Raw genomic sequence first — 13,916 nt, forward strand, 5'->3', positions numbered from 1 at the left:
CAATTCCTCCCATTCCATGATTTCCTCTCCTAGGCTCCGAATTTATTCAGGCGGCCAGCATTCGCTAGCGCCAGGGGCATGAGATACTTTGCCTCGAATTGGCCCAAGCCACCTCGGAGGCATTCGGCTTCACCGAACTTCTCGCAGGTATCGGTTCGGCAATTCTTCGCCACCAACAGCGTCGGCACGGCGTGCCAACTATGGCTTGCCAACATGCTCGGTGTGCTGTGGTCCCCTGTGCAGATAAATACGTCGGGCTTGAGTGCCAAGATCCGCGGCACGCAGCCGTCAACTTCCTCGGTCCGTTTCACTTTGGCGTCAAAATTGCCGTCCTCACCCGTGCTGTCGGTGTATTTGAAGTGGATAAAAAAGAAATCGTATTTTGACCAGTTCTCTTCGAGTACCGCCATCTGCTCGTCAAGCGTTTGGGCCTGGCCCAAAATATCCATCCCCACCAATCGGGCCAATCCCTTGTACATAGGATAGACGGCAATCGCTCCGGCACGCAGGCCGTAAACTTCATCGTAGCTGGGGAGCTTTGGCTTGGCCGAGAAACCCCGCAACGTACAGCAATTAGCCTTTGGCTGACCGGCGAGAATCTTCTTTGCCTGCTCGATGAACTCAGCAGCGACCTGGGCCGTCTTTTCGCTATCTGGGTTGGTGGCACGAGGATCGAGTGGGGGAACACCTGTTGCCTGGGGATCAGTATCCGCCACATCCCCCCCTAGACCCGATCCGCGTAAAACCACGACAAACCGATGTTCTTTCACGGGCTCGACGAAGACCTCGACGCCGGAAATCGAAACCTCGCGGAGCTTGATTGCCAGAGGAGCGCTCTCCTCAGTAGGGATCCGCCCTGCACGGCGGTCGGTGATGTTGCCAGCCGCATCAAGCGTGCAGAAATTCGCGCGGATGGCAACATCGTTCTCTTGAAGCTCGAAACCGATACCAGTCGCCTCCAAGGCACCGCGACCGATAAGAAACTCGAGTGGATCGTAGCCGAACAGCCCCAAGTGGCCAGGACCACTGCCGGGACTGATTCCAGGCTTAACAGGAATACTCCCGCCGCAGACCCCCTGCTTTGTCAGCGCATCAAGATTCGGCGTGCGGGCGGTCTCCAATTCCGTCAGCCCCCCCGGCTGCTGAGGCAGACCCCCTAGCCCATCCGCGACGAGCATAACAATCTTGGAATCATTCTTGACCTGAAGCTGGCGAGTAAGTTGATGCATGTCCATGGGTAGTGGTTGGTGGCTAGTGAATAGTGGTTAGTGGTAAGACCGGATGTGCAAGCTTCCGGCATTGGCAAGACCCTGATTCTCTCGCAAAGTCCTCCCCGCGCGAAGGATCAATTTATGGCAAAATCTCGGGATGGTTGTCGAACTGAATGTATCAGTTTCTGGTATTAGCCCTGCTGATCGCCGCTTCGTAGTCTGCCAGGGTATTGAGGTTTTCGAACGAGGCAAGCGACGGATCGAACTTGCGAAGAGTCTCCAGAGGGATTCGCTTGATTTCAACTTGTTCCAGAAGACCGTGCAAGGAATGGCGACCGGCAGCGAGTTGGAGCTTTGCTTCGGCGAGAATGTTTGTCTTGTAAACTGCCGTCAGAGGATAGAGTCGCTCTGCGTCTTGCGGAACGACCGCAGATGAATCGCCAAGTTCATCAAAGAGAAGGTCAATGACGGATGACTCCAGCAGCGGTGCGTCGCAGCCGGTAACGAATGCCGCTGGCACCGCTGAGTTGAGTGCTTGCATTCCTTCGATTAGCGCAGCGAGGGGGCCCGCATACGGCTGTTGGTCGCGGACAATCTGCACCTCCACAGGAAGCGGTGGGAGTGGCTGCTCTGCAGCGGCGACGACGACTATGTGCTGTGGGGCTACGGATATGCTGACCAAACGCACCGTGCGCTCCAGCAGCGTCTCCTCACCGAAGGGGAGCAGGGCCTTGTCAGTACCCATCCGCGACGATTGACCTCCGCAGAGAATGATGGCGCCGCGAATCATGGCAACTACGCTGTTGATTGCACCTAAGTCGCCTTTTGCTCCGCAAAAGTAGCGCTACTTTTGCGGAGCAAAAGGCGACTAGGACGGAGTGGCATTGGTCAAAGGGATAACACGGTTATAATGCATAAAGCCGCTCTCGGCACGTGCGGAGTGAATGACTGATTCTAGGCGAGGCAATCATGTTGGTTCAAAGGTCGTTACTTTTGCTATACGCACTGCTGGCTTATAGCCATCTCCAAGCGGAAGATGTGTATCAACCTGCCCACTTCGGCCAGGGGGAACTCCGAATTATCGACTCGATTCCCGTGGCCATCTTGCAGGGGACTCCCACTGAGATCGGTCAGCAACATGCGGCCCTGCTTGCCAATTCCAGTGCCGAGCTATTTCAATTCCCCAAGCGGATGTTCGAAGAAAGCGGCAACGGCTTTTTTTGGCCGTTTGCGGTTTCAGCTGGGAAAACACTGCTGCTCAATGCCCCCGCAAGATATCGCCAGGAGATCGAGGCCGCAGAAGAGCGGGCGAGACTCGAATCAGACACCCTTGCTGTGGCGAACACCTTGCTGGAGCTTCAGAGGGTGGGATGTTCATCGCTGATTGTGGAATCAAAACGAAGTGCGACCGGCGGCCCGTTGTTTGGTCGTAATTTCGACTTCCCGGCTTTTGGTCTGCTCGATCGATACAGCGTGGTCAAGGTGATTCGCCCCACGGGCAAACGCTCGTTTGTGGAAGTGGGATATCCCGGCCTGATGGGAGTATTCTCGGGGATGAACGACGCAGGACTCTGCGTGGCGACTCTCGATGTTTATGATTCGGCGGATGGTTCTGTTGTTTTTGAGCCGACGGGCGTTCCTATGATGCTGGTGTTTCGTCAGATCCTGGAAGAGTGTACGAGCGTCGCCGAAGCTGAGGTCTTGCTAGGCCAAACACAGGCAACCACTCGGGCCAATCTGGCCGTGTGTGATCGAGAGCGGGTAGTCGTCTTTGAAATCACCCCCAAGCAGTTGGCTCGCCGCGATGCAGTGAATGGACTGATTCCTTGCACGAATCATTTTCTCACCAAGGGCCTTACCCTCCATGAGCAATGCTGGAGGTATGACCGCCTGAAAAGTGCGCAAGACATACCAAGCCTCAGTGTCCACGACATTCACGGTTATCTCCATCAGGCCAACCAGGGGGAACTCACGCTGCATACCATGGTCTTCGAACCGCGTGAGATGGTGCTGCACCTGTCGCTAGGCTCGCCTCCGAGTTCTGGCCACAAGCTGCATCGTTTGGACTTGAGGGAATTGCTCGTGAAAGTGACGGATCGATGAATTCACTTTTTTCTCGTGAATCTTGGACCCTTTTTAGCTAGGATTTTCACTTGTAGAATGACCGTCGCTCTTGTCGGACCGTTTTGAATCGCCGTCAATCCTTTGACAGAATGGCTTGTTAAGCACAACTCCTCAATATTTTTACTGGAACGTATTGCCATGTCCTTTTTACCTCCAGCAAGGTATTCGCTTTGGAAGGGAAATTTAGTCCTTGCAATTTCCATCTTCGTTTTGTCGGGGACAATTCCTGAACAGACTCTAATTGCCAAAGAAACTGCAGGAGCGCAAGGCGAGGCCTCAAAGAGCGACCGCAGTAAGCTCCTCCTGAAATACGGTGACGGCAAACCTGATGGCAAGAAAAGCATCGCTGGTGCGGGGGAAATGATTCGCTTCGAATTACCCGAGGAAAAGGGAAAGGTTCGTGCCCTTCGGGTACATGGTGCCCGCTACGGCTACCCTCAGCCTCCGAAGGAAGACGTTGAGATTTCCTTGCTCGGCGAGGACATGACCGAAGTCTTGCATACCGAACTTGTGCCCTATTCGCTCTTTAAGCGGGTGAAGAAAGGCCGCTGGACCTATCTTCCCTTCCGCGACAATGTTGAGGTTCCTCAGAAGTTTTGGGTAGTGCTTAACTTCAATGCGGAAAAAACCAAAGGGGTTTACGTGAGCTACGACACGAGCACCATGGGGGAGTATTCCCGCATCGGTCTCACGGAGGAAGATGCCCGGGAAACTGATTTCGCTGGAGATTGGATGATCCAGGTGCTATTAGCAAACTGATCCCACAAGGTCGGCCGATACCCTGATCGCGAAAACGGGGAAACTGCGCAGGCTTTGACTGCTCCATAAACTAGTGAAGCGTCTCAAGCAATTTCGTTTGCCACCGATATGTTAAACCTAGCGGGTAGAAGGGGCGATGCTAAGGAAGTACGCACGAGAACCGGGATTGGGGACTCGCAATACTTTTTCAACCTGGCAGGTGTCACCGTGGCTAATTCCGATTTGGCGAAACTAACCGTAATTGTCCGCACCTTTGAGCGTCCCAAGGCGATTGGCCGCCTCCTGAAGAGCCTTCGCCGCTATCATCCCGGATTAAGGACGTTGGTGGCTGATGATGGCGTCGAAGCGACTCCATGCAAGCATGTCGAAACCGTACGCCTTCCGAGCGAAAAGGGGCAGGCGGCCTGTCTGAATGCACTGCTGGCACGGGTACGGACCCCCTACTTTCTGGTGCTCAGCGAGAATGCGGAAATCCATCACGATAGCCAACTTGAGAGTCTCACTAACCTGGTGGCCAACGACCAGCTCGACATCGCTGGCGGCAATGTCGTCGCGTGCCGGCGGCGGTTATGGTTCTTCGTATCGCGCCAAGCTCAAGGCAAGCACGGACTATTGGAGATCGCCGGTGATCGGCTCAAGCTACTCCCCGGCTCACGCTCTCAGGGGAATGGCTTCTGGTGGTGCGATCTACTGCCTGCTTTCTTCGTCGCCCGCACTGATCGGGTACGGGCCATGGGTGGTTGGGATCCCGAGCTCCGAGACGACTGCCAGGAAGAATTCTTCTTCCGCGCCCACCGCCACGGCATTCGCGTGGGATTGCAACCAGCGGCTACCATCTGGCAGTGGCAAGAACCCGCAACTCAACCAGCGGACGACTCGCATCAGCGACTTCTTGCCCTGGGAGTCGCCAAGATGGGTCTCTCTGAAATGACCGATCTTGAAGGCCGCTTGATTCGCGTTCCTCGGCTCGCACGGGCAGCTTAATGTTTTCCCGGTGATTGCCGGAATTGTGCATAGCCAGATCTGGCCTAAGGTGCTTCTGGTCCACCAGGGAATTCTCCAATTCTCTGCGACCTTCTCGCCGACGCCGGTCGATTCTGTTATCATCGGGCATCTATTCTTCCGCCAGTGTTCCTTTGATTCATTGAGGTACCCAGATGAAGTTGTTCCCATCAATCCGCGCGCTTTGCTTTTTGTTTTTATCCGCCTGCTGCGTGGTGTCCGTTGGCCGTGCCGAGGTTTCGGTTCCCAATATCTTCAGCGACCACATGGTCTTGCAGCAGAAGCAAGCGAACAAAGTCTGGGGGAAAGCCAGCCCCGGAGAAAAGGTATCGGTGACGATCAATGGCAAGGTGAAAGAGACCACTGCAGGTGAAGATGGCAACTGGAGCGTTATGCTGGATCCTCTCCAGGCTGGTGGACCTCATGAACTGGTCATTGCTGGGAAGAATACGATTACGATCGGCGACGTTCTCGTGGGGGAAGTCTGGATCTGCTCCGGGCAGTCGAACATGCAATGGGTCGTAAAAAACTCCTATGACGCCGATCTTGTGGAGGCCACTGCCAACTATCCCAAAATACGCATGATAAGTTATCCCAACAAAGGGAGTCAGACTCCTCTCTGGTCCCACGTGGGAGCGGACTGGAAAGTCTGTTCCCCTGCTACGGTGGGTAATTTCTCAGCCGTCGGATATTTCTTTGGACGAGAACTTCTCCAGGCCCTCGATATACCGATTGGCTTGATCAACAATTCCTGGGGTGGCTCCGCGGCTGACGCCTGGGTGAATCGCGATCTGTTGCAGGACAGCGAGTTCTACCAACCGACGCTTGATCGTTGGCAAGAAATGGAACAGCAATTTGAATCCCTCTCGACCAAGGCTGATCTGACTGAGAAGGAAAAGAAAAAACTGGCGGGCTTGAAGAATCAAATGTTTGGCAATCAACGACCGGCCAATATTTATAATGGAGTACTCATGTCCCATCTAGGATACGGCATCCAGGGGGCAATTTGGTATCAGGGGGAATCGAATGCCGGTCGAGCGTTTCAATATCGCGACCTGTTTCCCCTGATGATCGCGAACTGGCGTGAGGAATGGAAAGAAGGTGACTTCCCCTTCTATTGGGTCCAACTTGCTGATTTCGGGGCGGAAAAACCGGAACCTGGCGACAGCGGGTGGGCAGAGCTACGCGAAGCCCAGACGATGACCATGGACAAGTTGCCCAATACGGGTGAAGCGGTCATCATCGACGTCGGCGAGGGCAAAGACATCCATCCCCGCAACAAAGTCACTGTCGGCCAACGACTTGCCCGCTGGGCGTTGGTCAATGAATATGGCAAGGACATCGCTTACCAAAGTCCGACCTATCGTTCGATGGAGAAAGAAAACGGCAAGATCATTCTCTCATTCGATCATGTGGACGGCGGCTGGCGACCATTTGACGTGAAAGAGCCAGTGGGCTTTACAATCGCCGGCGCGGACAAGAAGTTCGTCAAGGCAGATGCCAAGATTCTCGAAGGCAATCGCATTGAGGTATCCAGCAGCGAAGTGCCAGATCCCGAAGCGGTCCGTTACGCCTGGGCGGACAATCCCGTCTGCAACATGTTCGATGTAGTCGGCTTACCACTAACGCCGTTCCGCACCGACGATTGGCCGGGGGTGACGGTTGATAATCACTGAGCGTCTGTGGGCCTGATCTGACTTATCCGATGGGATTGCATTATATTGCCCGACTGAGAAAAAAAACCGCGAGGCAACTGCCGAGCGAGAAATCTCGCCTGGATGTTGCCTCGCGGCTTAGGATTGGTCAGCAAGATACCGTAAGCTGACGCATCCGGACGCGCCTTTTTTCAAGTGTCAGGTGCCGAATTCTGGTCGGCGTCTTCCTAGTTGGTTTTGCAGGCGTTGGACGATCGCGCTGTGCATTTGGCTCACGCGGCTTTCGCTCAGGTCGAGGGTCGATCCGATTTCTTTCATCGTCATCTCTTCGTAGTAGTAAAGAATAATGATGAGCCGCTCGTTGCGGTTGAGGCCCTTGGTGACTAGTCGCATAAGGTCGGATTTTTGAATACGCCGTGTGGGGTCTTCACCCTTTTTGTCTTCGAGAATGTCGATCTCGCGGACGTCTTTGTAGCTGTCGGTCTCGTACCATTTTTTGTTGAGACTTATGAGTCCGACCGCATTCGCGTCGGACATCATTTTCTCAAGCTCTTGCACGGAGATCTCCAGCACTTCGGCGACCTCAATTTCCGTAGGCTGCCGACCGTGCTTCGCTTCGAGCGATTTGATGGCTGCGCTGAGTTTGCTGGCCTTAGAGCGAACCAGGCGAGGTACCCAATCCATGCTGCGCAGTTCGTCGAGCATGGCACCCCGAATTCGTGGGACGCAGTAGGTTTCGAATTTGACGCCGCGGCTCATGTCGAAAGCCTTGATGGCGTCCATCAAGCCGAAAACGCCTGCTGAGATGAGGTCGTCGAGTTCCACCCCGTCGGGGAGTCGCGACCAGATGCGCTCACCATTATATTTCACCAGCGGCAGATAACGTTCGACGAGCCGATTGCGTAACTCGCGACTGCTGGGGTCTTTCTTGTATTGATGCCAAACTTCGACGATTTCATCTACAGGTGCGACAGTCGCTGTTGTCATGCAATCCTCCATGCTGCTTTGAACCAATCACCCCTGGTGGGGCAATCGGATTGTGCGAGAATCCATTCTCGATGTTTAGTTTGCCGTGCCATTCGGGCACACTAGCTAGTAGGTTGGCTTTGGTCCACTTCTGCTAAAGCATCCAACTCTGCTTGAAGCTGGTTTCTAGTTGACTCATCGACGGTAGCCTGTGCGATCATTCCGACGATCATGCCCACCACAGCCAAGAGTACCGTAGTGGCCATCGCCTGCATGATCGTGCCGTCGAATCCGGCACCATTCTTTATGGCACGTAAGAGCACCACGATCATTCCTAGCAGTGCAAAGATGCAGGCGTAAGTGCGAGCCATGCGACGAGTCTCCTTGAGCCTCAAACTTTTCGCAATCGCGCCATTTTGACACGCGAGTGCAAGCCATCCGACTTCCATTAGTTATCGTCAACATAAGCATATGAGTTGAATCTTATTGTGTAGAAAAGGGGATTAATTTTGTGTCGAAGCCGTCAGCCTTCAGGCCGAGAATTCTTGAGCCACTGCTGCCAGGAGAACCTCTGCCTGCAACCCAGATTCATGGGAGCGACTTTGCGGTGGATCTATGCGGCCTTTAACCATATGCGTCTGTGAAAGTAAATCGGCTGCCAGTAGCCGTAGAGAGCGACGAAACGGGGATCGGAGGCTAAGAGTGGCAGCACCGCTGGAAAGCTGTTTCTCGGAGGGCAAGACTGCTGCTTCTCCGAGCAGTTTCATTCCCAAGAATCTACGACAAGTAGATGTGAAACTATCGCTCACCCGCATGCCTTCGACAGGGTCGCTACATTGATTCACGACAAGATGGAGCTTTCCGTCGACATCTACCCAGGGGGCGAGCTTTAAGGCAGCGTATCCGTCCATCACCACCGATGGTTGGGGAGTACATAACAACAATATCTGCAGTGAAGCGGTCCAGAAACGTTCAACCCAGGGATTCATCCCCGCGCCTGCATCGATCAGAATCACGTCTGCAATATTGGTCAGGGAACGCAATTCGGTTATCATCCGATTCATTGCGCGAGGATTGAACTCAGCCGCTTCATTCGCGACATCTGATCCAGGCAAGAGTTGGACTCCCTCAGTAATTTGCTCCAATACTTCTGACACTGCTCGACGCCCGTTCATGACGTCTGCCAATCCACCGTTTCGGCTAGAGCTCAAGGATCGAGTCAGGCGAGGAGCGCGTAGATCAGCATCAACCAGTACTACCCGCTTGCCAAGTTGAGCAAGTTCTAAAGCAAGGGCGAGCGCGATCGCTGAAGCACCTACACCGCCTCGCGCGCCGCTCACCGCAACCATAGGCACTCCCGGCTGAAGGACCGTATGTTCTTTGACGGTCTCGCGGACGAGTTGACGCAGTTTATCGGCTTGATCGAGCATGATGATAGAGGATGAGAGCTAAAGGATAGTGGTTCGTGGTGAGCCGGGTCGTCTAGACCCCGTTCAGCTATTGGATTCCTAAGATCATCTCGGCCACTTTGCGAGAAGTGGCAACTTGAATATCGTCGGGGACGTTTTGTCCGTCGGTCATGTAGCTGATTGGGAGACCACAAACCTGGCCGATGGAGAGAAGATTCCCCAAGGTTGTGGCCTCGTCGAGTTTGGTGACGATGATTCCCGTTGTACCAACCGAGGAAAACTTCTCGGCGGTGGTCGTCAGACCCTTGGCCCCACTGACGGCGCTAAGTACTACATGCACCTCAGATGGTTCGGCCTCGGCAAGTATCACCTTTAGTTCTTGAATCCTGACTTGATCACGGGGACTACGACCTGCCGTATCCATCAAGATCAGATCGAGTGAACGCATACGCGCGACCGCTTCTCGCATTTCGCGAGGTGTGCTCACTACTTCCATTGGCAGATCGATGATATCGGCGTAGGTTCGCAACTGTTCCACGGCAGCGATTCGATAAGTATCGACCGTAATTAACCCGACAGTCTTGTTTTCACGCAGGCGAAAGTTGGCAGCGAGTTTGGCGATCGTCGTGGTCTTACCCACTCCCGTGGGACCAACCAATGCGACTACCTTTCCAGCCCCCGATGAGACTTGTATCGGGCCGGTTACTTTGATGTCATGTTCAACCTTGCGCACCAGTTCAGCTCGCAGGGCCAGAGGATCATGCAGGTCGATCGTCTCGATCTCGCGCAAGTACTGAAGTATTTTCTGGGCAACACGTTCTTCGACATCCGATTCAATGAGATCGGTATAGACCTCAAAAAGCGCCTCGGGAAGTTTTCGGATGGCAGAGTCAGGTGACCTCTGCCGAAGGTTTTGGGACGTGAATTGGAGTTCCTCCAATTCCGTGCCGTAATTCGCAGAGAAATCTTTTCGGTATTGGTTGCGGTAGTCGAATTCATCTCCTCCCAATGCAACTGGGACGATTTCCGAAGCGACCGCGACCTCCATCGGCTCAGCATTGGCGACCAGCTTCGAGGGGACTCTTGCATCCCTCGAGGCGGCCACTTCAAAGTGCCTTCCAAGAAAGATCCGACCCAGCAGGCCTGCATTTCGTTCGCGGGTATGGAGCACAGTAGCCTCCGGTCCCAACTCACGACGGATCATGTCGAGGGCCTGCTGCATGGATTTCGCGCGAAAAGTGGAAATGTTCATAGTGTGGTTAGTGGCTAGTGGTTGGTGGCTGATGAGCCGGATGCGTAAGCATCTGGTTTCTTGGTCATTCGTCTTTGTTCATTTGGTCATGTGCTTATCCGTCGCTTGCCAAGCCAAGTGTAACTATTTGTGTGTCTCTGGTGATCTCATTGAAGCTCAATACCACAAGCTGGCTTAGGTGGTTTTCGGTGATCTGTTTGAGGGCTGCACGAATCTGTGGGCTGACAAGCACGATGGGCGTGTGGTTTGCCGTGGTGAGTTTCGATAGTTGTTCGGCGATTGAACTGCAAGTTGCTTCGATAGCTTGTGGTGACATCCGGATGAATAGCCCACGCTCGTTGTGTTCGAATCCTGCGCGGATGCGGTCTTCCATCGCCGGATCGAGAGCGATTACGTAGAGCTCACCCTGTTCGTTGCGATAGCGCGTGCAAATCTGGCGAGCGAGCCGGTGTCGCACATATTCCGTGAGTAAAATCGGGTCTTTGGTTCGCCCAGCGTAATCACCCAGGGTTTCCAAGATGAGTGCCAACTGGCGTATCGGCACCTGTTCCCGCAGCAATAGTTGCAAGACCCCCTGCACCTCTGCCAACGACATCGCTCCAGGAATCAGCTCCTCGACCACGGCAGGTTGGGATTGTTTGAGTTCGCTGACTAGGTGCTTGGCTGCATCACGCGTTAGAATCTCGTCGGCATGACGACGGCACACTTCGGTTAAATGGGTGGCGAGGACGGCCCCCGGTTCCACTACGGTGTAACCCAGCAGTTCTGCATTGTCCTGCAAGGCAGGTTGAATCCACTTGGCATCGGTCCCGAAGGCAGGGTCCTTGGTATCGATTCCGTCGATCTTGCCTGTTGTCATCCCCGAGTCGATTGCCAGCAGGTAACCCGGTTCCAGTCGATCTTGCGCGATGGGCATGTCGGCAATCTTGATGCGATACTCATTGGGATCGAGGCGCATGTTGTCGCGGATGCGGATCTTGGGCATGATAACGCCGATCTCGGAAGCGACTCCTTGCCGGACCCGTTGGATTCGTTCCAGTAGATCGCCACCCCGTTTGGGATCGGCGAGTCGAATCAGTCCCACTCCCACCTCTACCTCCATAGGATCGATGGCGAGAAAATCCTCGATTCGCTCTTCGGCAGGTTTCTTCTGTTCCTTGGCTTCCGTGGCGTCACGCGTTTTCTTTTGACTTTCCGCCTGAGTCAACATGCGGGCCACGCCAAGACAAGCTGCACACATCACCATTAGGGGAGTACGTGGGAGGTCGGTCATTACCAAAACAGCAAGAAACCCAGCTGCCACTGCCAAGGCCTGCGGACGGGCAAACAACTGCTGCATGAACTCATGAGGCAAGTTGCTGCTGCGGGTGCTACGGGTGATGAGCAACGCCGCGGCGAGGGAGATAAGGAAGGCCGGGACTTGGCTCACCAGACCATCGCCGATCGTGAGCCGCGTGAAGAGTGAGCCGGCTTCCATGAGCGGCATTCCGTGCTCTGCGACACCAATAATGAGTCCGCCCAAGACATTGATCACCGTGATAATAATACCAGCAACAGCATCACCACGGACAAACTTGCTGGCACCATCCATGGCCCCATAAAAGTCGGCCTGCTGCGTTATTTCATTCCGACGACTTTGGGCTTCATGTTCATCGATGATGCCCGCGTTCAAGTCGGCGTCGATTGCCATCTGCTTGCCTGGCATGCCATCTAACGAGAAACGGGCAGCGACTTCACTGATTCGAGTGGCACCCTTGGTGATCACGACAAACTGGATCACCACGATAATGATGAAGATGATCAGCCCAACGACAATATTTCCGTCACCTGCCACAAAATTCGCAAACGCGGTAATGACCCCGCCCGCTGCGTTTTCTCCATCGACGGCTGCCCGGGTGAGAATCAGTCGGGTTGTGGCCACATTAAGCACTAAGCGTGCCAGAGTAGTCGCCAACAGCAGCGAGGGAAAAATGCTGAACTCCAGCGGCGACTTCACATAGACCGTCGTTAACAGCACGATCACCGAGACCGTGATATTGCCAGCTAGCAGCACATCCAAGAGCGCAGGTGGTAATGGTACCAGGATCACCAGCACGCTGGTAATCATGGCAATCGGCAAAACGAGATCTTGGCAACGGCGGGCAAGACCCGCAGCGCCAGACGCGTCAGCAGCCATCGACGGACTCCGCGAAGAGAAGCAAAATGTGAAAAGACTTTGGTAGAAAAGCGGGCCGGATAGTAAGAACTGAGCTGCGTGGTGTCTAGATCGCTGTTTGACTGGGTTTCGAAGTGCGATAGCAATGGGCGAGGATAGCTCAATCCGGTCCGAGGGCTACCTGGCTCGCGCGCGGAGGCACTTGCATCAATGCAGTTCTCGCGCGATACTCACATACTTGCAGTTGGGTTTTCTTACGTTATTCATGGGAGCAAAGCGATGCGGCGAGCGAAAATCAGCATTATCGGGGCGGGAAATGTCGGGGCCACAACGGCCCATTGGTGTGCGGCGGCTGAACTGGGGGACATTGTTCTGGTGGACATCCCACAGACCGAGGACATGCCCAAAGGGAAGGCCCTCGATCTAATGCAATCCTCGCCAGTAATGGGATTTGACTCGAATATCGTCGGCACGACGAGCTACGATGATACTTCCGGCAGCGATGTGGTGGTGATCACTGCTGGCATTCCCCGCAAGCCCGGGATGAGTCGAGACGACCTGCTCTCGACCAATGCAAAAATCATGGCGAGCGTATGCGAGCAGATCAAAAAAACTAGCCAGCACGCTGTGGTGATCGTGGTTAGCAATCCGCTCGACGCAATGGTGCAGAAAGCATTGCAAGTCACGGGATTTGAGCCTAGCCGGGTGCTCGGCCAGGCGGGAGTACTGGATACGGCCCGCTATCGCACTTTTCTGGCGATGGAATTGGGGGTTAGTGTTGAAGATGTATCGGCATTGTTGATGGGTGGCCACGGTGACACGATGGTCCCTATTCCCAGTTGTACTTCAGTGGGTGGAATCCCCGTACAACAATTGATCGAGCCTGCGCGGCTTGCGGAAATTGTCGATCGGACTCGCAAAGGTGGTGCTGAGATTGTGAGTCTCTTGAAGACGGGCAGCGCCTATTACGCCCCCGCTGCGGCAACAGCACAAATGGTTGAAGCAGTCGTGCGCGACAAGAAGCGGCTAATTCCCTGTGCGGCATATTGCGACAAGGAATATGGGGTTGGTGGCTATTATGTCGGTGTGCCAGTGGTACTCGGCTCTAGCGGTGTCGAGAAGATCATCGAGCTGACGCTCACCAACGAAGAAAAAACGGCGTTCCAAAAAAGTGTGGATGCCGTCAAAGAGTTGGTCGCCACGATGGCAAAACTTTCCTGAGTTGCACTAGAGAAATCTGTCGCTTTGCACTCCTCGTCAAGGGCAGAGCGCAATCGGGGAAACACCTTTTTGTAGTTCCCTTGCTTAAGCATTGCGATTTCCTTCAAAAGGAGTTTCATTCAACATCTTGTGTTGGAATCGAACATTTGTCCGGAAATCTGC

Annotated in this window: 12 protein-coding genes; 5 read left to right on the forward strand and 7 right to left on the reverse strand. The window is 54.3% G+C overall.

The features are described 5' to 3' along the window. Positions 1–29: 29 nt before the first annotated feature. Both Pla144_RS12160 and mobA read right to left on the reverse strand, forming a co-directional pair. Complete coding sequence (locus tag Pla144_RS12160; RefSeq protein ID WP_146450936.1) at positions 30–1,235, reverse strand: 2,3-bisphosphoglycerate-independent phosphoglycerate mutase; 1,206 nt, start codon at positions 1,233–1,235, stop codon at positions 30–32. Between the two features lie 154 nt (positions 1,236–1,389). Further along, a complete protein-coding gene (gene mobA, locus Pla144_RS12165; RefSeq protein ID WP_146450937.1) occupies positions 1,390–2,001 on the reverse strand; it encodes a molybdenum cofactor guanylyltransferase in 612 nt (203 codons plus the stop codon). A 179-nt stretch (positions 2,002–2,180) separates the two neighbouring features. Between mobA and Pla144_RS12170 the strand changes: the two genes are divergently transcribed. From Pla144_RS12170 to Pla144_RS12185, 4 genes are all read left to right on the forward strand, one after another. Further along, a complete protein-coding gene (locus Pla144_RS12170; RefSeq protein WP_146450938.1) occupies positions 2,181–3,314 on the forward strand; it encodes a C45 family autoproteolytic acyltransferase/hydolase in 1,134 nt (377 codons plus the stop codon). 159 nt (positions 3,315–3,473) lie between these two features. After that, a complete protein-coding gene (locus tag Pla144_RS12175; RefSeq protein WP_146450939.1) occupies positions 3,474–4,094 on the forward strand; it encodes a hypothetical protein in 621 nt (206 codons plus the stop codon). Between the two features lie 207 nt (positions 4,095–4,301). After that, entirely contained in the window at positions 4,302–5,078 is a 777-nt protein-coding gene (locus tag Pla144_RS12180) for a glycosyltransferase family 2 protein (RefSeq protein ID WP_197530628.1), read from the forward strand. Positions 5,079–5,251: 173 nt separating this feature from the next. Next, the gene (locus Pla144_RS12185; protein ID WP_146450941.1) at positions 5,252–6,772 is read left to right on the forward strand and encodes a sialate O-acetylesterase; all 1,521 of its coding nucleotides are present in this window, start codon (positions 5,252–5,254) and stop codon (positions 6,770–6,772) included. A gap of 177 nt (positions 6,773–6,949) precedes the next feature. Here Pla144_RS12185 and Pla144_RS12190 read toward each other — a convergent pair whose 3' ends face one another. From Pla144_RS12190 to flhA, 5 genes are all read right to left on the reverse strand, one after another. Beyond that, positions 6,950–7,738 (reverse strand): FliA/WhiG family RNA polymerase sigma factor, encoded by a 789-nt coding sequence (locus Pla144_RS12190; RefSeq protein WP_231936322.1) that lies wholly within the window; start codon positions 7,736–7,738, stop codon positions 6,950–6,952. A 101-nt stretch (positions 7,739–7,839) separates the two neighbouring features. After that, positions 7,840–8,088, reverse strand: a complete 249-nt coding sequence (locus Pla144_RS12195) for a hypothetical protein (protein WP_146450943.1) — start codon at positions 8,086–8,088, stop codon at positions 7,840–7,842. A gap of 159 nt (positions 8,089–8,247) precedes the next feature. Beyond that, positions 8,248–9,147, reverse strand: coding sequence for a MinD/ParA family ATP-binding protein (locus Pla144_RS12200; protein WP_146450944.1), 900 nt, complete (start codon positions 9,145–9,147; stop codon positions 8,248–8,250). 67 nt (positions 9,148–9,214) lie between these two features. Beyond that, a complete protein-coding gene (gene flhF, locus Pla144_RS12205; RefSeq protein WP_146450945.1) occupies positions 9,215–10,378 on the reverse strand; it encodes a flagellar biosynthesis protein FlhF in 1,164 nt (387 codons plus the stop codon). 94 nt (positions 10,379–10,472) lie between these two features. After that, complete coding sequence (gene flhA / locus Pla144_RS12210; RefSeq protein WP_146450946.1) at positions 10,473–12,554, reverse strand: flagellar biosynthesis protein FlhA; 2,082 nt, start codon at positions 12,552–12,554, stop codon at positions 10,473–10,475. Between the two features lie 258 nt (positions 12,555–12,812). On the opposite strand from flhA, the gene mdh reads away from it, so the two are divergent. Continuing rightward, positions 12,813–13,754 carry a malate dehydrogenase gene (gene mdh / locus Pla144_RS12215; RefSeq protein WP_146450947.1) on the forward strand — a complete coding sequence of 314 codons (942 nt, stop codon included), beginning with the start codon at positions 12,813–12,815 and terminating at the stop codon, positions 13,752–13,754. Positions 13,755–13,916 lie beyond the last annotated feature (162 nt).

The sequence above is a fragment of the Bythopirellula polymerisocia genome (genome assembly GCF_007860015.1).
Classification (GTDB): Bacteria; Planctomycetota; Planctomycetia; order Pirellulales; family Lacipirellulaceae; genus Bythopirellula; species Bythopirellula polymerisocia.

Coding starts and splice junctions, on each gene's coding strand:
- Pla144_RS12160 (WP_146450936.1), bottom strand. CDS start 1,235: ATGGACATGCATCAACTTACTCGCCAGCTTCAGGTCAAGAATGATTCC.
- mobA (WP_146450937.1), bottom strand. CDS start 2,001: ATGATTCGCGGCGCCATCATTCTCTGCGGAGGTCAATCGTCGCGGATG.
- Pla144_RS12170 (WP_146450938.1), top strand. CDS start 2,181: ATGTTGGTTCAAAGGTCGTTACTTTTGCTATACGCACTGCTGGCTTAT.
- Pla144_RS12175 (WP_146450939.1), top strand. CDS start 3,474: ATGTCCTTTTTACCTCCAGCAAGGTATTCGCTTTGGAAGGGAAATTTA.
- Pla144_RS12185 (WP_146450941.1), top strand. CDS start 5,252: ATGAAGTTGTTCCCATCAATCCGCGCGCTTTGCTTTTTGTTTTTATCC.
- Pla144_RS12190 (WP_231936322.1), bottom strand. CDS start 7,738: ATGACAACAGCGACTGTCGCACCTGTAGATGAAATCGTCGAAGTTTGG.
- Pla144_RS12195 (WP_146450943.1), bottom strand. CDS start 8,088: ATGGCTCGCACTTACGCCTGCATCTTTGCACTGCTAGGAATGATCGTG.
- Pla144_RS12200 (WP_146450944.1), bottom strand. CDS start 9,147: ATGCTCGATCAAGCCGATAAACTGCGTCAACTCGTCCGCGAGACCGTC.
- flhF (WP_146450945.1), bottom strand. CDS start 10,378: ATGAACATTTCCACTTTTCGCGCGAAATCCATGCAGCAGGCCCTCGAC.
- flhA (WP_146450946.1), bottom strand. CDS start 12,554: ATGGCTGCTGACGCGTCTGGCGCTGCGGGTCTTGCCCGCCGTTGCCAA.
- mdh (WP_146450947.1), top strand. CDS start 12,813: ATGCGGCGAGCGAAAATCAGCATTATCGGGGCGGGAAATGTCGGGGCC.